Origin of the sequence: Streptomyces sp. NPDC048481, assembly GCF_043200075.1 — a bacterium.
Taxonomy (GTDB): Bacteria; Actinomycetota; Actinomycetes; order Streptomycetales; family Streptomycetaceae; genus Streptomyces.
Map to the genome: position 1 here is coordinate 282,124 of NZ_JBICXC010000003.1, position 19,293 is coordinate 301,416.

Annotated in this window: 16 protein-coding genes; 10 read left to right on the forward strand and 6 right to left on the reverse strand. The window is 71.2% G+C overall.

Annotated features, from left to right (window positions below; genetic code table 11):
- Nucleotides 1-251 precede the first annotated feature (251 nt).
- Nucleotides 252-1,361 (reverse strand): sugar ABC transporter substrate-binding protein, encoded by a 1,110-nt coding sequence (locus ACGFSH_RS11930; protein WP_393347413.1) that lies wholly within the window; start codon nt 1,359-1,361, stop codon nt 252-254.
- A 310-nt stretch (nt 1,362-1,671) separates the two neighbouring features.
- On the opposite strand from ACGFSH_RS11930, the gene ACGFSH_RS11935 reads away from it, so the two are divergent.
- The gene (locus ACGFSH_RS11935; RefSeq protein ID WP_393347414.1) at nt 1,672-2,031 is read left to right on the forward strand and encodes a hypothetical protein; all 360 of its coding nucleotides are present in this window, start codon (nt 1,672-1,674) and stop codon (nt 2,029-2,031) included.
- Between the two features lie 47 nt (nt 2,032-2,078).
- Here the strand turns inward: ACGFSH_RS11935 and ACGFSH_RS11940 are convergent, their stop codons facing one another.
- The 5 genes from ACGFSH_RS11940 to ACGFSH_RS11960 all read right to left on the reverse strand — a co-directional run bounded on the left by ACGFSH_RS11940 (nt 2,079) and on the right by ACGFSH_RS11960 (nt 7,890).
- The gene (locus ACGFSH_RS11940; RefSeq protein WP_393347416.1) at nt 2,079-3,809 is read right to left on the reverse strand and encodes a type IV secretory system conjugative DNA transfer family protein; all 1,731 of its coding nucleotides are present in this window, start codon (nt 3,807-3,809) and stop codon (nt 2,079-2,081) included.
- Nucleotides 3,810-3,898: 89 nt separating this feature from the next.
- Nucleotides 3,899-6,004 (reverse strand): peptidoglycan DD-metalloendopeptidase family protein, encoded by a 2,106-nt coding sequence (locus ACGFSH_RS11945; RefSeq protein ID WP_393347418.1) that lies wholly within the window; start codon nt 6,002-6,004, stop codon nt 3,899-3,901.
- 6 nt (nt 6,005-6,010) lie between these two features.
- A complete protein-coding gene (locus ACGFSH_RS11950; protein ID WP_393347420.1) occupies nt 6,011-6,679 on the reverse strand; it encodes a hypothetical protein in 669 nt (222 codons plus the stop codon).
- A 196-nt stretch (nt 6,680-6,875) separates the two neighbouring features.
- Nucleotides 6,876-7,238: a DUF4913 domain-containing protein gene (locus tag ACGFSH_RS11955; RefSeq protein ID WP_393347422.1), complete on the reverse strand. Its 363-nt coding sequence runs from the start codon at nt 7,236-7,238 to the stop codon at nt 6,876-6,878.
- 64 nt (nt 7,239-7,302) lie between these two features.
- Entirely contained in the window at nt 7,303-7,890 is a 588-nt protein-coding gene (locus ACGFSH_RS11960; protein ID WP_393347423.1) for a hypothetical protein, read from the reverse strand.
- Between the two features lie 331 nt (nt 7,891-8,221).
- Here ACGFSH_RS11960 and ACGFSH_RS11965 point away from each other — a divergent pair, with 331 nt between their 5' ends.
- The 9 genes from ACGFSH_RS11965 to ACGFSH_RS12005 all read left to right on the forward strand — a co-directional run bounded on the left by ACGFSH_RS11965 (nt 8,222) and on the right by ACGFSH_RS12005 (nt 19,288).
- Nucleotides 8,222-9,895, forward strand: coding sequence for a conjugal transfer protein (locus ACGFSH_RS11965; RefSeq protein WP_393347425.1), 1,674 nt, complete (start codon nt 8,222-8,224; stop codon nt 9,893-9,895).
- 67 nt (nt 9,896-9,962) lie between these two features.
- Complete coding sequence (locus ACGFSH_RS11970) at nt 9,963-10,226, forward strand: hypothetical protein (RefSeq protein WP_093773962.1); 264 nt, start codon at nt 9,963-9,965, stop codon at nt 10,224-10,226.
- A 49-nt stretch (nt 10,227-10,275) separates the two neighbouring features.
- A complete protein-coding gene (locus tag ACGFSH_RS11975; protein ID WP_329412084.1) occupies nt 10,276-10,758 on the forward strand; it encodes a hypothetical protein in 483 nt (160 codons plus the stop codon).
- Between the two features lie 36 nt (nt 10,759-10,794).
- Complete coding sequence (locus ACGFSH_RS11980) at nt 10,795-13,794, forward strand: ATP-binding protein (RefSeq protein WP_393347427.1); 3,000 nt, start codon at nt 10,795-10,797, stop codon at nt 13,792-13,794.
- Nucleotides 13,795-13,843: 49 nt separating this feature from the next.
- On the forward strand, nt 13,844-14,434 hold the full coding sequence (locus ACGFSH_RS11985; protein ID WP_393347429.1) for a hypothetical protein: 591 nt from the start codon (nt 13,844-13,846) through the stop codon (nt 14,432-14,434).
- A gap of 53 nt (nt 14,435-14,487) precedes the next feature.
- On the forward strand, nt 14,488-16,713 hold the full coding sequence (locus ACGFSH_RS11990) for a hypothetical protein (protein ID WP_393347431.1): 2,226 nt from the start codon (nt 14,488-14,490) through the stop codon (nt 16,711-16,713).
- A 37-nt stretch (nt 16,714-16,750) separates the two neighbouring features.
- Nucleotides 16,751-17,380: a hypothetical protein gene (locus ACGFSH_RS11995; RefSeq protein WP_393347433.1), complete on the forward strand. Its 630-nt coding sequence runs from the start codon at nt 16,751-16,753 to the stop codon at nt 17,378-17,380.
- 37 nt (nt 17,381-17,417) lie between these two features.
- Complete coding sequence (locus tag ACGFSH_RS12000) at nt 17,418-18,026, forward strand: hypothetical protein (protein WP_329412074.1); 609 nt, start codon at nt 17,418-17,420, stop codon at nt 18,024-18,026.
- Nucleotides 18,023-19,288, forward strand: coding sequence for a hypothetical protein (locus tag ACGFSH_RS12005; protein WP_393347435.1), 1,266 nt, complete (start codon nt 18,023-18,025; stop codon nt 19,286-19,288). Before ACGFSH_RS12000 ends, ACGFSH_RS12005 begins: the two co-directional genes overlap by 4 nt.
- Nucleotides 19,289-19,293 lie beyond the last annotated feature (5 nt).

Genomic DNA, 19,293 nt, shown 5'->3' on the forward strand with positions numbered 1-19,293 from the left:
TACCCCCCGGGGGCACGTCACCCGGGGAGCAAGCGGAACCGACCCGGCCGGGCCACGGGGGAGTCCGGCCGGGGTTCCGCGTCGCGGGCATGACGCGGGGGGTGTGTTCGGGACCGGCCGGGAGCACCGGTCCGCGCGGGCGGCGGGGAACCGCGCGGGCGGGGGCCGCCGGTCCGGCGGCGCGAGGCGCGAGGCACGACGGACCGTACGGCGGCGGACCGAGGCGCGGCGGACCGAGGGGCCCGCGGGGGTCAGATGAGCGTCAGGGCCCGGCACTCGGCCTTGTACTTGGCGGTGCAGATGTCGGAGGCCTTGTAGATGCCGTCGGCGATCACCGTCTGCTTGATGTTCGTCTTCGTCAGCGCGACCACGGTCACCAGCTTGGCCGGGATGTTCTTGTTCGTCGGGCTGTCGACCTTGTCGCGGGTGAGGGCGTCGAACTGGATGTCGCGGCCCTGGACCTTGGCGACGGCGGCCTGCGCGGCGGCCTCGGCCATGGCCGGGTAGGGCTTGTAGACGCTCATGTACTGCTCGCCGGCGATGATGCGCTGCACGGCCGCCAGTTCCGCGTCCTGGCCGGTGATCGGGGGCAGGTCGGCGGAGCTGACGCCCGCCGCTTCCAGGGCCTTGATGATGCCTCCGGCCATGGCGTCGTTGGCGGAGTAGACGCCCGCGATGTTGTTCTTGCCGACGTCCTGGATCGCCTTCGTCATGTTGGCCTGGGCGGCCTCCGGGCTCCACTTGTCCGTGTCGTACGACTTCGCGATCGTGACCCGGCCGTTCAGCTCGCTGAGCGCGCCCTTCTTGAACTGCGCGGCGTTGGGGTCGGTGGGCGACCCGTTCATCATGATGATCTTGTCGGAGAGGCTGACGTTGCCGATGCGCTCCGTGAGGCTGCGGCCCTGCACCTGGCCGACCAGCTCGTTGTCGAAGGAGACGTACCCGTCGATCGGGCCCTGGGCCAGACGGTCGTACGCGATGACGGGGATGTTCGCGTCCTTGGCCTTCTGCACCATGGGCGCGACGGCCTTCGCGTCGACCGCGTCCAGCAGGATGATGTCGACCTTGTCGTCGATCATCCGCTGCATCTGGGAGAGCTGCTTCTCCGTGGAGGCGGCGGCGTTCGCGTAGTCGGTCTTGCCCTTGCCGTCGGTGAGTTCGCCGACCTTGCGCTTGATGATGGGGTAGTCGAACTCCGCGTACCGGGTGTTCGTCTCCTCCGGCATCAGCACGCCCACCGTGATGTCGTCGCTGCGGGTCGGTGTCGCGCCGGCGCCCGCCTCCGACGCTCCGAGCATCCCGCATCCGGCCAGCGAAAGGGACATCGAGGAGGCGACCACGGCTATGGCGATACGACGCATTCGGGGGCTCACTTCAGGTGCGTTCGGTGCAATCGGTGCAATCGATGCAGTACGGACATGGGTGCGACATGGTGACCCAGGTGTCTGAAAAGACAACGCGGCGGCGGCCGTCGACGTCAAGCGGAACTACTTAACGAAGTAGCAACATCACGCTCCGCTTAGCGGGTGAAGACGCATGGAGACGAAGCGGAGACCTTGCGAAAGGCCTGCGAAGGCCCGTCCGGGAAAGCACCCGGGAAACGGTACAACCAACCGCGTTGGCCGCGGGTCGGGTTCAGGACGGGCATTCTCCGGCCGGGGGGATCGGAGGGTGACGTGCCGGTCCTGCCCCCGCGACCTGCCCGATCACCGCTTCGCGTCCGCTCGTTCCGCCGCCGGCCGCCGTGTCCGCACCGTGGCCGCGGCCGCCCTCGCCGCGGTGATCCTCACCGTCGCCAACTCCTCCGACGAGGCGCGGCCGTTCGCGGCCCGGCCGCCGGGCGCGCCGGACGGCACGAGCCCGGTGCCGAAGGACCCCGTCGCCCTCGACGTGACCGCGCCGGCCGCGCCCGCGGCCGAGTCCGCCGTCGGACGGCGGCAGGACGGCCGGTTCCCGGGCCTGTTCGACGGAGAACTCGCCGGGCGCCGGGGGACGTCGAGCGCGACCCGGCCCCCGACCCGGTGGCCCTGAGGACCGGCCCGGCGACCGCTCCGGCCCCCGGTGGGGGCGTGCGGCTGTCAGCGCGCCCCGGGGTCGTACTTCTGGAGGGAGGCCCGGACCTCGGCCGCGTACGCCCCCTCCCACCACGGGACCGTCTCCACCAGCACCGGCTTGGTGCCGGAGGCGAGGACGAGGGCCCGGCCGGGCGGCATCGCGCCGAGGTCGGAGACGTGCAGGACTCGTTCGCGGCGGGTGGACTCGCTGATGGCGCGGTTGCCGGACCAGCCGCCGAACTCCGACTCCCGGCTGGTCTGGTACTCGCGCAGGTCGTACTCGCCGGCCAGTTCGCTCAGGTCGCCCAGGAACCGGGTGTCGGAGACGCCGCCGCCGTAGACGCGCACGTTCGCGGCGGACCACAGCTTCTCCATGCCGCGCTCGCCCCACACCTCGATGCCCTGCGCCCAGGACTGGAGGATCGTCATCAGGATGATGCCGCGCGAGCCGTAGTGCGAGTACAGGTCGGGCAGGTTCCGCCAGCGGCACACGTTGGCGGCCTCGTCGAGGACGCCGACGAGGGGCAGCGGGAGACGGCCGCCGCGCTGGGTGGTGGCGTACTCCTCGGCCGCCTCGACGACGGCCACGGTCAGCGCGGTCACCAGCGGTCCGGCGGAGTCGCGTCCCTCGCGGCTCATCGAGTACAGGGTGCCGCCGGAGCGGACGAACGCGTGCGGGTCGAACTCCCCCGCGTACGGGTCGTCGGGAGGTGTGACCCACCGGTTGACCTCGGGGTTGACCAGGCAGGACGCCATCTGCTGGGCGACGCCGTAGATGCCGCTGCGCTGCTTGTCGGGGGCGTTGATCACCCCGGACAGGCCGTCCGCGGACATGGCGTGCCCGGCGCCGCGCAGGATCCGCTCCGGGGTGTCGTCCCTGGGGTTGGACAGCCAGGTGTAGATCTGCGTGATCGGCGCCTTGGCGCAGGCGGCGGCGAGCAGCAGGTTCGCGAGCAGGTCCTGGCCGGCCGGGTCGAAGAAGGCGTCCGTGGAGGCGTCGGCGTCGCGCGAGCCGCCGGCGAAGTGGTCGGCCATCTTGCGGGCCCTGGCCACGTCGGTGACGTACGACAGGGGGTTCCACCACCAGCTCGGCTCCTCCTGCGCGACCTGCTGCGGGTCGAACACCCACACCGGTCCGCGCGCGGTCCGCGGCCCGCGGGTCGCGTCCACGATGTCGCGCTTGTTGGAGGTGACGAGGACGGCGCCGGGCCCGTCGAGGATGGCGGGGATGGCCCGCCGGGTCGTCTTGCCGGTCCGGGGGCCCCAGATGTCGACGTGCATGTCCTCGTACGAGCCGAACAGCGGCTGACGGCCCTTCACGGACCGCCCGATGAACACGCCGGGCGTGCGCGACCGCACGCCGAGGCGTTCAGCGGTGGCTGCGGCCCCCTTCATGGTCAGCCTGCCCAGCTCCTCGCCCTTGGCCAGGTGCCGGGCGGCGCCGTCCACCTCGGGCCTGTTCCTGAACCGCTCCCGCACCCGGTGGGCGACCAGCCCCAGGACGCCTGCCAGCACGGCCTCCCCGGCCGCGACGGCGCTGGCCGCCGAACCCGGCCAGGTGTAGTCGCCCTTGATCACCTCGACCAGGAAGCTCAGCGGATTGGAGGGCGGCGCGGGCGCGTCGGCGTACCCGGCGCCGACCTTCGCCGCGAACCAGGCGCCGGCGCCGACGACGAGCACGACCACGACGGCGATGACGATCTCGAAGGTCCAGTCGTCCTCGGCGCGGGGCTTCTTCTGCTGTTCTGCGGTCACCCGCGGGTCCGTCCTTTCTGGACTTCTGAAGAACTGGGAGCACTGGGAGAGTTGTCGTCGGCGGCGGGCGGGCCCGCCGGGCCGCCGCCTCAGGCGCCCTTCCGCCGGCCCGTGCCGTCACCCTCGACGGGGTCGGTGCCCTGGGGGATCGGGACCCGGTAGACGCCGGTGATCTTGTCCTGGTAGTCCCAGTTGCTGAACTCGACCGTCTTGCCGGGCCGCGGCGCATGGATGATCTTGTGGCCCTTGGGGTCCCACACCAGACCCACGTGTCCGGAGTGATTGCCCTCCGGCCGGAAGAAGATGACGTCACCCGGCTGGGCCTGGGAGAGCGGCACCTCGTACTTCTTGAGGTGGGGCTCCTGCGTATAAGTCGTCGTGCCGATGTTGATCTTCCCGCCGCTGGCCATGTAGTAGGCCCACTGCGTGAAACTCGAGCAGTCGAAGCTCGTGGGGTTCTGGCCCTGCAGCCGCGGAGCGCCGAACACGTAAGGGACCCCGATCCCCCGCTGCGCCCAGCCGAGCACCGCGCGGATCACGGGGTCGTCGGCGTCGGGCAGGACCCCGGAGGCGCCCGCACCGTCCGGGGCGACGGCCGCGCTGCCGTTCTCCTGCGCGCAGGAGGCGTACCGGGCGCCCTTGCCCTTGTCCTCGTCGACGGAGCCCGGAACGGTGCCGTAGTCGGGGTTGGCGGTGATCCGGCCCTTCATCCACGCCTGCGGGTCGACCATGCCGGGTCCCGAGTCCTGGCCGCCTACGAACGGGTTGTCGACCCCGGGGACGCGGACCTCCCAGTGCAGGTGGGGTCCGGTGACGTTGCCGGTCGCGCCGACCGTGCCGATCTGCTGACCGCGCTTGACGGTCTGGCCGACGGACACCTTGATCGAGGTCTGGTGGGCGTACAGCGTGACGACGCCGTCCGCGTGCTGGATCTCGGTCTCGTTGCCGTACGAACCGCCGGGGCCCGCGTGGACGACCTTGCCGTCGGCCGGCGCGTAGATCGGCGTGCCGGACGACGCCACGAGGTCGAGGCCGGTGTGGTAGCCGAGGCTCCACATGTTGCCGTTCTCGTGGTACTTGGTGCCCAACGTGTAGCTGCCCTCCTTGAGGGGCCACTGCCAGCCCGCGCCGCCCGTGGGCTGCTTGGCCGCCGGGAACGCGACGGTGGCGGCGCCGGCCGAGCCGGGGACGGCCGTGGTGTACGCGGCCGGCGCCATGGCCGTGGTGGTCTTCTCCCCGTCGCCGCCGTCCAGGGGCGGGGTGGACCACGAGCGCGGCGCCGTCGCGGCGATGCTGAGGGCGGAGCCGGGCTGGGCGTTGTTGCCCACCGGCTCCGGGATGTCCGACTGCTGCCCCAGGGTGGGGAAGTCGGGGTTCTTGTCGACGGCGTCCTTCAGGTGTGCGTACCAGCGCCTGATGAGCGCCTGGTCGCCGGTGAGCACCCCGTGGTAGCGGGTGGCCTGGGTGATGACGACGCGCGGGTAGATCGTGTTGGAGGCCGTGGAGCCCGAGTAGGTCTGCAGCGCCTTGAACGGCGCGGTCTCGGCCTTCTTGGCATGCAGGAAGTTGGCCGCGGCCCACGCCGCGTCGTCGATGTTGTACAGGTCCTTCTTGCCGTCACCGTTGCCGTCGGCGCCGTAGTCCGTCCAGGCGGGGGTGCCGAACTGCAGGATGCCCATGTAGCCGAGCGAGTTCTTGCCGCCGGGCGCGGCCGACGGGTGCTGCCCGTACTTGGTCTCCTGGTACATCTGTCCTGCGATGAGCGCCCAGTCGAGACCGTCGTACCGGGCGGCGGCGCGCATCGCCGCGAGGATCATCTTCGGGGGTATCTCGTTGCGCGCGGTCTCGCTCGGCATGTACATCTTGCCCGCCGGCAGGATGGGGTTGGTGGCCGCCGCGTCGCCGGTGTTGCCGGCGTTCGCGTTGTCGGCGTAATCGCCGCACGCGGCCGCGACGGCGCCGTTGCCGGTGCCGCCGATCATCCCCATGAGGATGACGGTCACCAGGGAGACACCGCCGAAGGTCAGCAGACCGCCGCTGCCGCCGAGGACGAGCCAGAGTTTGAGGTTGCTCTTGTCCTTGCCCTTGCCGTCACCCCGGTCGCCTCCGCCGGACGCGGTTTGACGGGCCTTCTTGGCGGCCTTGGCGACCTTCGCGGCCTTCTGCGCGGCCGCCAGTACGGCGGGTGCCACCATGCCGGCTCACTCCCCCGATTCGTCGGAGGCGCCCACGTCGCCGAGACCGAAGAGGTCGAAGCCGGAGACGACCCACGCACCGCTCTCCTCCTTGACCGTCACCAGCCACCTGTTGGACTCCTTGACCGTCTTTCCGCCTGCGGTCCGCGCGGCGGTCACGTCCACCACGCTGGAGATCGACCGGCCGCTGTCCCGCACCAGGTCGTCCGAGATCATCGCGTCCCGCACGACGGTCGCCGTGCCCGTGGAGGAGCACCGGTCGGCCTCGCACTGGGCCCAATCCTTGCCGGTGGGCAGGGTGGTGACCTGCTCCATCTGTGTGTCGCCGGTGGTCAGGCCGAGCAGCGGGGCGCTCCACGCCGCCGGCTTGCTGGCGTGGTCATAGGTGTTGAGCCCGGCCATGTACTTCGTCATCACCGCGTGGGCCTCGGCCACTTCGGTGAGCGCGACGATGGGCGTGGCGCCGACGCTCGGCTCTTGCGTGCCGTCGGATCTGCTGTCCGCCTTCGCGGCGTCCTGGCGGCCCGCGGACGTCGCCGACGAAGCCGCCGCGCCGCCGTCGCTGTCGTCGTCGCCGTCGAAGACGGTGAACACCGCGAGCACGGCGACCAGGAGAACTCCGAGCACCGCCAGGGCGAGCAGCCCCGAGCGCTTGCCCTCCTCAGGCAAATCCACGTTCCCGCGCCTCCCTTGTGCTGAGCCGGTACGGCGGGTGACCGGGACACGGTAGGTGGCGGGGGAGGCGGGGAGTCGGGGGAATTCCCGACGGGGAAACGGTGCGGGCGGCGACGGGAAAAGGAGGAGAGACCGGGCCGCCGCCGTCCTCCACCGCGACGACGTCCAGGGCACGGGCGTCCGGCCGGCGGCACGCTCACTCGGGCCGCGGGTCCACCGGCAGCGGGTCGAACGGGTACGCGGTGTGGCCGTCCTTGGGCGAACAGGCCGCGAACGGGCCAGAGTCGGCGTCCATCAGCACCCGCAGATGCGGGTCCGCGTGGTGCAGCCACCACGTCGACATGCCGAGCGCCGGATCCTGACGCAGGTGCTCCCAGGCCAGCCACAACGCGGACAGGCGGGCCCCCGCCTCGGGGTGCTCCCACCACTTCGGACACCAGGTGGCCGAGGATCCGTTGACCCGGCGCCGGACCACCTGGGCGAGGTAGTCGGAGACGAAGACGAAGACGTCCGCGAAGAAGAACTCCGGCTCCCCGGAATCTCCTTGGGCGTCGGGCATGGCACCCCCATCAGTCGGTCTGCGGCGATCGCGTGCGCCCGCGATCAGGTCGGGAAGGTCGCGATCAGGTCAGGAAGATACCGAGCAGCAACAGCACCACCACGATCGCGCCCATCACGATGCGCGCGGTGGGGTCCTCGCGCTCCCACAAATCGTGGACGACCGCCCAGCCGGTCATGCGGGCGGCGCGGCCGCCCTGGAGACGGGCTCCGACGCCGTGCTGTTCCTCGGCGTCGTCCTCGTCGCCCGGCGGGAGCGTCTGCGGATCCTCGTCGACGCCTACCGGGAGGCCCTGCTGCTCCTGGGCCACCAGGACCATCTGCTCGAGGAGTTCGGGGATGGTGTTCGGGGTGAGGGGATAGGCGAACGTCCCGTACGGCGTCTCCACGCACAGACGCGCCTGCCAGGGGTTGCCCGGCTCGTAACCGTCCACCCAGGCGCGGTCGGTCTGGAAGACCTGCGGCGCCTGGAGAACCTGCTGGGATGCCTGCGGGACCGGCGCCGGGGCGGGCGCGGGGGCCGGAGCCGGGGCAGGCGCGGGGGCCGGAGCCGGGGCAGGCGCGGGCTGGACCGGCTGGGCCTGCTGAGGGATCTCCCAGGTGCGCGGGCCGGGCTGCTCGGGTTGCTGCGGGTGCCCGTTGTCGTCGCTCAACTCTCGTCCTTCGCCGGGTCCGTCGGGTCCAGGGCACACCGGGTGGCGGCACCCGGCGCGTCGGGCAGACATGCCCAGCGCATTGTGTGCCCAGAGCGGATCCGTACGGCACAGCGCCTTCCCGACCGGTCCCCGACGTCTTTCCCGGCGCGTTTCCCCGGGGAGCCGCCGTCGGGAATTCAGGGAGTCCCGGGGAGGAAAGAGAGACCGATCCGGTGACGGGTCTTTGTCACACTGCCAGCGCACCTGGCCGGGCCAGGGCCCGTCGTGCGGTGCGGTCGTGAACCCGCCCAGGCGGACGGGGAACCGACTCGCTGGAGTAACCGACTCGATGACAGACCACAACAGCCCTGCTGGCGCGGTCGGCGGAGGCCAGCCTTCCGGGCAGCCCGGGTCCTTCGGTCCTTCCCAGCAGCCATCGCAGCAGGCGTGGCAGGGGCAGGCGCCCCAAGCGCCCCAAGCGCCCCAGCCCCAGCCCCAGCAGCTCCCCTCCGACGCGGCCCGTGCGCAGGTCGCCGCCGCCTGGGTGCGCAACACGCCCCGGGCCGGCCAGGCCGCCGTCCCGTCGCTGCCGCCGCGCGAGACCCGCCCCCAGGGCGAGTCGAAGAAGGAGAAGCGCGAACGGGAACGGGCCGCGCGCAAAGCCGCCTACGAGCAGAAGAAGGCGGAGAAGGAGCAGCGCAAGCGGGGCGGCCAGGCGTCACCCGCCGCACACGCCGCGCCCGCGCCTGCCGCCCAGCCCGCGCCGCAGTCACCCTCACAGCCGCATGGCCACCAGGCGCCCGCCGGCTCCGCCACGCTCTCGCCCGGAACGGCCGGGACTGCCGCTCCGGCCGCCGCCCAGACCGCCGTCACGGCCGCCGCCGGCCCCGCCGCCTCCCCGTCGGCGTCCAGGCCCGCCCGCGACTTCGACGTACCCAGGCCCGGCGGCCGCATCCCCGGCGGCGGACGCCGCACGCACGTCGCGCTGCGCGCCACGCTCCTGATCACCACCTGCGTGTTCGCCCTCGGCTCCTGCGGCGTCATGGGGCTGGTGGTCGGCAAGTCGTCCGGGCCCTCGACAGCCGGACTCGACTCGGCCGACGTCGACAAGTACCGCCTCACCGACTTCCCCACCCAGCAGGCGGCGACCTTCGCCGAGCAGTACGCCCTGTTGTGCATGACGTTCTCCCCGGAGACCGCGTCCACGCGTCGCGCGAACCTCGCCCGCTACGCCTCTGCCGGCGTCGACGCCGAGTGCGGCTGGAGCGGGGAGGGCACCTCCGCCGCCGTCTCCGCCGCCTGGGACGGAACCGCCGAGAAGTTTCCCGAGTACGGCGACCACGGCCGCTACATCGGCGTACAGGTCCGCACGGACGACGGCACGCTCACCACGCTCACCGTCCCCGTGTACGTGCAGAACCTGAAGACGGGCGAGGGCTTGCGCGTCGCCGGCGACGTGGGCCAGATGCCGCTGCCCGCCCGCGCCGACGTGCCGGAGCTCGACCAGGACGACGAGGTCGTGGACGACGCCCTGGCGCGACAGCTCCAGCAGCAGGTGCTGCCCGGCTACTTCACCGCCTGGGGCGCCTCCGACGCGACGGCGATGACCCGGTTCACCACGCCCGACGCCTCCCGGTCGGCCACCTCGGGCCTGTCCGGCCGGCTGTCCACGCCGACGGTCAACGACGTCGTCGCCCTGGTGCCCAAGAGCGTGCAGAACACCGACCCCTACCGGTATCCCGTCGGGCAGGCCGTCGAGACCCGCGTGATCGTCGACTGGGGCGACCCGAAGGACGAGACGGTGCGCCGCGCCTACCGGATGACGGTGGTCAACACGGCACAGGGCTGGTTCATCAAGGACATCCGGGGCGGCGTCCTCGACTCACAGGGCGGACGGGCCGACAGCACCGACGACAGCGGTGCCGCCTCCCCCTCGGCCGGCCCGTCCACGTCGGCGTCCGCCTCGGCCTCCGCGCCCGCCCAGCCGTCCCGGAGCGGAAAGCCCAAGCCCGGCAAACCCTGAGCGGCCACCGCGCCGTTCCCTTCCGCACACCGCTTGCCTACTGCTTCACCACTCGAGAGGAAACACCGTGTACCTGGCCGCCACCACCATGGAGGACATGTTCGGAGAGATCGAGACGATCCTCCGCAACGCCGGAACGATGGTCGCCGTCATCGCCCTCCTCATCCTCGGCATCCGCATGCTCCTGTCGATGAAGCGCGGCGACGGCATGCGCGAGGCCTTCCAGGGCTTCGGAATGATCGCGCTCGCCGCCCTGATCATCGGCGGCGCCACCGGTCTCGCCGGACTGCTCATCGACCTGGGCGGCCAGATCGGCGGCGGCAAGGGCTGACGTCCGGATGGACCGTCGTCCGTAGCCGTTCTCACCGAGGAGTTCGCACATGAGCCAGGAGGCGCCGGAGCCGCTGGTCGCCTACGACCACACCGATCTGGTCAACCGCCCCAAGCGGATCTGGAACTGGGGCAACATCCCGCTGCCGGGCCTTCTGCTGCCGGCGCTGGGCGCGGCCTTCGGCTTCGGGCTGGTCTGGCTCATCGTGCTGTTCACGGTGTCGGCGTTCCTGCCCTTCCTCGGCATGTCGATGTGGACGTCGATCCTGTACTTCGGACCGCCGTTCGCCGTCTACTTCGTCTGGGGACGGCCACTGCCCTCGGCTCTCACGCTGAGCCAGCAGATCGTGGTGATGACCGACTGGTGGTTCCAGCCCAAACGCCTCCAGGGCCTCGCAGCCGACCAGGAACCCGAGGAACTGCACTGGCAGGTCATCCTCTTCACGCCTGGTTCGCCCCGCTGGCAGGCCCGCTACGAGGCCGCGCGCCGGACAGCCGCCGAACGCGGCAGCGCCTTCTCGACCTACCGCTGACCCCCTACACGTCAACTACCGCAGGGTGACTCCTCCATGTTCATGCTGATCCTTCTGGGCGGGGCGGCCGCCTTCTTCGTGGTCGCCATGATCATGGCCGCCACGTCGAGCAAGAAGAACGGTCAGGGCGGCCGGGGCGGCTCGAACCGGTCGTCCTCGGCCCGCTCCAAGCCGTCCGGCTCCGCGGGCGCCGCCCGCCGCGAGGACCTCCGCCTCCCCTACCGCTACGCCGACGACATGATCTTCGTGCACGGCGACTCGGTGTGGACGGGCCTGGTCCTGCCCAACGCCATCGACGAGTACCTGAACGCCGGTGAGCTCCAGGCGATGGCCGAGGGGCCGGCCCGCGGCCTGCTCAACCTGGCCCGCGGCGACCGCAACGTCGAGTGCCACTACCGCAAGGTGTACCAGCCGATCACCGCGATGACCTGGGCGGAGGAGCTGAACGCGATCGCCTGGGAGCCCACCGAGAACTACAAGGCGTACAACCTGCGCAAGGCGGAGTACCAGGAGCGCATCGGCGCCAAACGCGAGCGCAACATCCTGCTGGTGAAGCTGGGCTCGCTCAAGCGCACCAACGGCGGCAGCGGGGTCGTCGCCCAGGACGACGAGCCCTACGACGAGCCCGGCCTCCTGCGCGGCGTCCGCGGCGCCGCCGACCAGGCCGCCGCCACCGCCACCGGCGTCGCCGACGAGTACCTCTCCCCGCACGTCCTCGCCGAGTGGACGCAGGTCGCCGTCGAGGTCCACGAGAGCCTGGAGGGCCTCAAGGGCGCCCCGCTCAGCCGTGAGGAGCTGGTCTGGCTCATCCGCAAGCCGCTGCACGGCGACCTCCCGGTCCCGCCGGAACCGGTGCTCGGCTCGCGCGCCTGGGGCCCGAACCAGTTCGACCTGGTCGTCGACTTCTCCGGCGAGAACCGCAAGACGCACATCGTGCTCAACCAGTACGACGAGGTCACCGGCGAGCAGCAGACCAGCTACACCACCACCCTGGTCGCCGCCAACTGGCCGGCCGAGACCCGCTTCCGTCAGTCGACCGCGTGGGCCCGCTACGCCGCCCAGCACGTGGACTTCCCCGTCGAGATCGACATGCGGTTCACGCTCATCCCGTACCTGAAGTTCAAGGACCGCGCCGACAAGATCCGCGGCAACCTCGTCGACGAGATGAACGACATGGCCAACTCCGGCCGCAGCCCCGACACCAAGCTGGCCACCCAGGTCACCCGCGCCCAGGAGCTCGTCGACGACATCGACGAGCACAAGATGCCGGGCATGGAGGCGCAGATCCGCTTCACGATCTCGGCCCACGACGTGAAGGAGCTGGAGCGCCGGCGCCGCGTCCTGGAGATGCAGTTCAAGCAGGACCTGAAGGTCACCCTGCTGCGGCCCACCCGTCAGCAGTGGCGGCTGCTCCAGTCCCAGCTGCCGGGCGACGCCCCGAAGCTGCCGATCGCGCCCTACCTCCGCCTCCAGGAAGTCGAACAGCTCGGCGCCGGATTGCCCACGGCGGGCACGGAGTTGGGCGACAACCCGGAGCAGCGCTCGGGCAAGCGGCTCGGCTGGGTCGGCAACCTGGTCGGCTGGGCGGGCAAGATGCCGGTCCACTACTCGCTGCACGTCGGTCCGGCCCGCAACGACGGCGGCGGCCTCGCCATCGTCGGCGCGTCCGGCGGCGGCAAGTCGTCCCTCGCCCTCCAGAAGTTCTACGAGGAGTCGGAGTCGGGCGTGCGCTGCCTGGTCATCGACCCGAAGACCGACTTCGCCCAGATGTGCTACTACCTGGCCTTCGGCGCCCAGGTGAACGACCCGGACTTCGCGAACGACGCGGAGACGGGCCTCCTCGGGACCCCGGCCAGCAAGTTCCAGCCCGTCAACCCCGAGTTCTGGGCCGAGACCGAGGTGGTCGACCTCCTCAAGGGCCAGGCCGGCGTCCTGGACCCGTGGGTCATCGCCCGCGACGTCCCCGCGGGCCGCCTGCTCGCCGAGTCCATGCTCCGCGGCTTCCTCGGCGACGAGGACTACCAGCGCGTCCGTCTGCCCGTCATCGAGGGCATGGCCACGGTCATCGGCCGCTACAACTCGGCGATCCGCCAGGCCGTCGAACAGGGCCACACCGCCCGCGACGCCGAACTCGCCGTCCCGCGCCCCACGTTGTGGCAGGTCGTCGACGAGGTCGTGGCGGCGTACGACCACGCGGTGGCCAGCGGCGACCGCGACGCGCAGAAGGACCTGAAGCTCGCGCAGATGCTCCTCACCGAGCTGCGCACCCTCCCCTACGCCCGCCTCTCCTTCGCCGAGCACCCACAGCCGCTGTCCAGCATGCGCAAGCGCCGCACGGTCATCACCCTGCGCGGCTTCCAGTCCCCGGCCGCCTCCGACCCGCGCAACTGGAACCCGGCGGAGCGCCTCGCGGCGACCGCGCTGATGGCGGTCGTGGAACTGGGCAGCCAGATGCTCGACGTCGGCTACGAGAAGAACCCGGTGACCGGCGAGATCGGCCTGCGCCCCAAGGCCCTCTTCGTCGACGAGGCGTACGTCGTCACGGCGACCGAGTCCGGCCGCGACCTGATGCGCCGGGCACTGAAGCAGGGCCGCTCCTACCTCGCGGTCACCGTCCTGATCACCCAGCAGGCCATCGACCTGGTGCAGATCGAGGACTCCGAGGCCCGCAGCGGCGGCGCCAACCAGATCCACACCGTGTTCGCGTTCAAGCAGAAGTCGGCGCAGGAGGCCTCCCTGGTGGCCCCGCTGCTCGGCCGACCGGAGAACGACCCGAAGGTCATCGCCGCCCTCCAGGAACTGCGCACGGGCGTCTGCCTCCAGCGTGACGCGGACAAACGCGTCGGCACGGTCGCCGTCGACCTGGTCTTCCAGGAGATCCTCGCCGCCACGGACACCAACGGCACCACCCGCCCGGCCCGCCAGGGCGTCAATCCGCCCCTGAGCGTGTGGGACTGGACGTTCCTCCAGGAGGCGGAGGAGGACCCGGCGGCCGCACAGCACGCCGAACAGGAGACGGTCGCACAGGCCGTATGACGGCCTGCGAACCGCCGCCCCCACCCCATCAGCACTGAGGACGGACACCATGCGAATCAAGCGAGCGCTCGCGATCGGCACCACCCTCGTCGCGTTGACGGCGGCGGCGGGGTGCGGAAGCGACGACGACGCCGAGAAGGCCGACGGCAAGAGCTCGGCCACCGGCACGCCCGCCGGCTCCGAGGGGGGCGCGGACAGCGGTCTGCCCAAGGCGGCCGACCTCGCGTCCATCGCGTACTACGTGAACAAGTACACCCCCTGCCTGGATCTTCAGACCGGCGACGAGTACGACGCCGACCACGACGGGGACAAGGCCGCCTGGGGAGCGGACGAGGCGGCCGACCCGTCCTGGGGCATCAAGGAGCGGGGCGTGTGCAGCGACGAGTCCGGTGACCCCATCGCCCTGCTGTCCGTGGCGGACATGAAGAAGCTCCAGACCGCCGCCAAGGCGGACAACGAGCGGCTCGTGGTGGGCGAGGACTTCGCGGTCGTCGCCGTCGGCAGCCGAGCGGCCCAGGGCCTGCAGAAGTCCGGGCTCAAATTCCTCACGTGCGACCCGGCCTTCTCGGTGCCCAGCGGCTTCGAGAAGCGTCCCGGACTCGTCGACGGCTGCGTCCTGAGCGACTACTTCCCCAGCTGAACCGGCCCGCTCCCGCCGCCTCTCTCCGCTCCCGCGTTCTCGAAGGATTCCAGATGCCCTCGCGCAAAGCGTTGCAACGGGCCCTCACCAAGGCCGCCACAGCCGTCCGGGCCGTCGTCTTCGTGGCGCTGGCCCTGACGGCCGTCACCCTGGCCATGCCGACCCCGGCGTACGCGGGCTTCTCCTGCGACTTCACGGGCGACGACAGCTACCAGATGGACACGCCCGGCACCAACGGCGAGTCCATGTTCGCCGCGGTCATGCAGTGGGACAAGGACACCAAGCAGTCGACGACGCTCCTGGACGACTCCGGGACGACGACCGGCGCGGTGAAGCTTCCCGACTCGCCGGACACGTACACGATGTACGAACTCAACGGCATGCGCGGAATGAACTGGTCCCAGACGTTCAAGGGCCGCGGTGACGCCTCCGAGGACAACGGTGACCTGGGCAGCGGCGCCGACGACTGCTCGGTGATGTCCTACATCAACAACGGGATCGCCGACTCCATCCTCAACGGCACCAAGATCTTCACCCGGGCCGCCATCTCCATCAAGGAGTCCGCCTCCAACCCCAGTCCGCTCGCCGGCCTCTACGAGGGCCGTGACAGCGTCGTGACGACGCTCAAGGAGAACGTGCTGCGTCCGGCCGTGCCGGTGATGATCCTGCTCGTCGGCCTGTGGGTGTTCACCAAATGGCGCAAGGGCGACATGCGCGAGGTGTGGGCGGGCGTCTCCTGGTCCGCGCTGACGATCGTCGCCGTCACGGCCTTCCTCACCGGGGGCAACTACGACAAGTTCGTGGGCACCGCCGACTCCTACATAGCCCGGGCCAACTCCGCCCTGACCGAGGTCGTCCTCGCCGGCGTCTCAGGAGAGACCCAGGCGCCCTGCGACCTGGACAAGGGCGCCTACAACCGGGGCCTGCGGATATCCAGCTGCGCCATGTACGACACGCTCGTCTTCCGCCCCTGGGCGCTGGGGCAGTTCGGCGACCCGGGCAAGAACTGCATCTTCAAGAAGGACGGCGGCGGCAAGCTCAGCAACGGCGTGTGCGTCCCGGCCGAGAAGAACAAGACCTGCTCCTGGGGCAAGGGAGCCCGCTGCGAGGACCTGCGGGTGATCCAGCTCGTCGCCCAGTCGAAGACGAACATCGACGCGTTCAGCGACAAGAAGCTCGACAAGTTCAAGGACGACTGGACGCCCATCCGCCAGGAGATCGCAGGCGGCAAGGACAAGGGCGACGACGTCGCGGACATGCGCATCTACCCGGTCGCCTTCGACGAGTGGGCGGGCAGGAATTCCGGGAACCGGGTGGGGCTCGCCTTCTACTCCATCATCGCCGCGCTCATCGTCGGTCTCATGGTCATCGTCCTCAGCGCCCTCACCCTGCTGTGGCACGCGGTCACCCTGATCCTGGTCATCCTGCTGCCGCTGGTCGCCACGATCGGCATCCATCCCTCGCAGCAGAAACTGCTGAAGAGCTGGCTGGAGACGTTCATCCACAGCTTCGTGCTGCGCGCCGGTTTCGGCGTGATCCTGACTGTGCTGCTCGTGCTCTATCAGATGATCCTGCCGGCGAAGGTCGCCCTCGGCACCCAGCTGCTGATGCTGCTCCTCGTCACCATCGCCATCGTGATGATGCTGAAGAAGCTCCTCGGCGGTAATTTCACCCCCCAGGTCGCGGGCGGCGAGGACATGCTCGGCCTCCGGGACGCAGCGGGCAAGGTGACCGCCATGGCGCCGGGTCTGGCCGCTTCCACGGCCAAGACCTCGGGCCGCGTCGCGAGCGGAGGCGCCAAGGGCGTCGCCTGGACGGCGGACAGGGTGGCCACCGGCGGCAAGGGCCGCGGCAAGATGCAGCAGTGGGGCTGGATCGGTCAGTCCAAGCGCGAGCAGCGCAAGTCGCAGAACCAGGCGGCGGAGACCACACGCATGAAGTACGAGCAGACGCGTGAGGAGTTCGAGGCACGCAAGGCCTCCCAGCCCGAGCCGGAAGCCCCGAAGCGCGGTCGCCGGGTGAGCGGCAGCAGCAGCCAGTCGTCGCCGCAGCCGACCACGCCGACCGAGTCCCGTCCGGGCCCGGCCCCGGCTCCGTCGCCGGCTCCGTCCCCGGCCCCGCAGCAGCCGCGATCGCAGCCCCAGCCGCACGTGCCCCAGCCGCAGGTGCCGCAGCCGCAGGCGCCCCGGCCCCGCCCCGCACCCGTGGAGCAGCCGGCGCCGCAGCCCGCGCCCCCGCCGCAGCCCCGGGACCCACGCGGCCCCAGCGGCCGCGTCTGACCCGCTTCCCCGTCCGTAAGCCCCGAGGAGCCGCCCCATGCCCGCCCTGACCGCCGACCGCAGCCCCGGCCAACTGGTCGCGGAACTGGAACGGCTCATCGGCGTGGACTGGCCCACGGTGTGGGCGGGGGTTCCGGCGGACGCGGACCGGCGGGCGGCGTGGTGCGCCGGCTTCGGCTGGCGGCCGCTGTGGTTCGAGGCGGGCCTGCGCGTCCGTACGGAGCAGGGCGGCCGGCTGCACCTGGTCTCGGCGGCCCCCGGCCGCCCGGTGACCCGCGTCGACCACACGGTGTGGTCGGCCCGCGCCCGGGACACGGACGAGAACGCGCACGTCACCGCAGTGGCCGAGGCCCGCTGGGACGCCTGCCTGACCGCCCTGCGCGGCCTGCTGGGCAACCCCTCCTGGAACGGCGCCTGGGACACACCGGGCTTTCCGGAACTGCCGTGGTCGGGAGCGTGGCCGGACGCCTCGTGGCGAGCGGACCACCGGGACCCGCACCGCGTCTGCGTATGGCGGTTCCGCGTGCCGCAGGCGCCGGTCTTCGAGCTGCGGATGACGCGCGGCGACACCGCACGAAACCGTCCGGTACCGGCCGATGCGAGGATCGTGCTCGCCTGCCACGACCCCGACCATGTGGACTCCCGTCGGCAGGAGCGGCGCGGATGAACCGGAGCCGTGCGGAACACGAGGAAGGCGACGAACGATGACGACCCTCAGGATCGAGCGCAGTCCCGAGCAGCTGGCCGAGGAACTCAGGGGGCTGGAGCACGTGGACTGGCCGGCCGTCTGGGCGGGCCCGCCGAACCCCGGCCAGGCACTGGACGACTGGTGCGCGCTGTTCGGCTGGCGTCCCCTCGCGGGTGAACGCATCCTGAGCGTCCACAGCGCCACCGGTCAGCGCATCGCTCTGTATCCCGTCGACGGTGGCGGCTGGGCGCCGGTGCAGAACCTCAACTGGACGACCTGGCATCTGCGCGCCGACAGCGCCGCCGAGAACGATCTGGTGCTGACGCAAGCGGCCGAAGCCTGGACCGCGTTCGAGGCGGCAGCCCGCGGCGTGCTCGGTGACCCCATGTTCTCCGGCAGCTGGGACGACCCCGGCTTCCCCGAGCCTCCGCATGAGCACCACTGGCTCGCCCCGCGTGAGATCCGGCACGAGGACATGGACCCGTACCGCATGGCCGTCTGGCCCGCCGCCGGAGCCGAGGGCCGTATCACGGTGCTCACCGTGAATCTCGGGCTCACTCCTCTCCCGGGGGAGCCGCGGGGCGTACTGATCAATGTCGACTGCTATCCGCCGGAGGCCCTGTGACCCAGCGACAACTGGCCGACGAAGTCATCAGGCAGGCACGCGAGCGGGCCACGCTGGCCGGACTTGAGCCTGGTCTGACCAAAGCGGAGGCCAGGAGGATAGCCGCCGATCTGAAGGCCGGCGCCCTGGCTTCGGGCATCGAGGTGGGGGACCTGAAGGAGAAGCTGCCCTCCTACGTGATCGACCTCGTCACACAGATGGACGTGGACCTCCCGGCCCCGGACACGAAATCCGCCTTCTGGTCCTGGGCCCTGGAGAATCACTCCCGTCTGGGTCCGGGCGAAAACGTCCGCAGCATGCACGTCGCCGCCGCCTACGCCGACGTGGAGAACGCGACGTCCGAGGGTTCCGTGCGCTACCTGGAGGGGACGCCCGGCGGTGAGCAATTGGGCGCACTGCGTTTGTGGGACAAAGCCCTCCACGCCGCCCTGGACATGGACGCGGCAAGCGGTGAGGCCATGGCCGCGGGCGCCTGGGACGCCCTCTCTCAGAAGTACGCCGCGAAGACCGAGAACGAAGCCCTCTTCTTCATGGCCGAGCTGAACCCCGGCACCGTCGCCTATCAGACCGAGTCCCGGCAGCTCCGCCAGGACGGCAAGCTCGGCATCATCGAGTTCATGTACCCGGCGCCCGCGGAGAAGTACGCGGACCTGGCCCCCGAGACGCAGGAACTGCTGGCCTCCCAGGCCGTCCGCGCGCAGATCCACACCTTCGGGTACGACGAGAGCGACCCCAAGTACACGCCGCTGACCAAGGCCGGCCACCTCGATCTGGAGCAGCTGAAAGCGCTCCCGACCCCCGAAGCGCAGCGCGCCGCCGTCCTGGAGGTGTGCGCCAGGGTGGCGACACTGGACGGCCCGGCCCGGGCGGCCGACGTGGAGAAGCTCCTCGAGGAGATCAAGGTCCTGCGCCCGGACCACGAGGTCACGCTCCCCGCAGCCGAGGACCGGCAATGGGCCGCCGCACAGCGCGAAGGGAACCCGAAGGCGCCGACCACGCCCGCCCCTGCCCCCGTCGCCGTGAGCACCCACGGTCAGTACCTCCCCGGCGTCAAGATCGACGCCCGCACGGGACCGGCCCCGCTGGAACCGCTCGCCTTCCCTGCGCCCGGGACGGCCGCCGTGCCCGCCCACGCCTTCCTGCCCGGCGTCAACGCGACGGCGAAGTCCGTCGTCACCCCCGCCAGGACCAGCACTCCGGCCGCCGCCCCGCAGGCCCCTCCCACCCCCGAGCCATCCCGCGACGCCGGAATGGGAGCCTGACGCGC

Coding starts and splice junctions, on each gene's coding strand:
- ACGFSH_RS11955 (WP_393347422.1), bottom strand. CDS start 7,238: ATGCCCGACGCCCAAGGAGATTCCGGGGAGCCGGAGTTCTTCTTCGCG.
- ACGFSH_RS12000 (WP_329412074.1), top strand. CDS start 17,418: ATGACGACCCTCAGGATCGAGCGCAGTCCCGAGCAGCTGGCCGAGGAA.
- ACGFSH_RS11945 (WP_393347418.1), bottom strand. CDS start 6,004: ATGGTGGCACCCGCCGTACTGGCGGCCGCGCAGAAGGCCGCGAAGGTC.
- ACGFSH_RS11995 (WP_393347433.1), top strand. CDS start 16,751: ATGCCCGCCCTGACCGCCGACCGCAGCCCCGGCCAACTGGTCGCGGAA.
- ACGFSH_RS11985 (WP_393347429.1), top strand. CDS start 13,844: ATGCGAATCAAGCGAGCGCTCGCGATCGGCACCACCCTCGTCGCGTTG.
- ACGFSH_RS11975 (WP_329412084.1), top strand. CDS start 10,276: ATGAGCCAGGAGGCGCCGGAGCCGCTGGTCGCCTACGACCACACCGAT.
- ACGFSH_RS11965 (WP_393347425.1), top strand. CDS start 8,222: ATGACAGACCACAACAGCCCTGCTGGCGCGGTCGGCGGAGGCCAGCCT.
- ACGFSH_RS11930 (WP_393347413.1), bottom strand. CDS start 1,361: ATGCGTCGTATCGCCATAGCCGTGGTCGCCTCCTCGATGTCCCTTTCG.
- ACGFSH_RS11990 (WP_393347431.1), top strand. CDS start 14,488: ATGCCCTCGCGCAAAGCGTTGCAACGGGCCCTCACCAAGGCCGCCACA.
- ACGFSH_RS11980 (WP_393347427.1), top strand. CDS start 10,795: ATGTTCATGCTGATCCTTCTGGGCGGGGCGGCCGCCTTCTTCGTGGTC.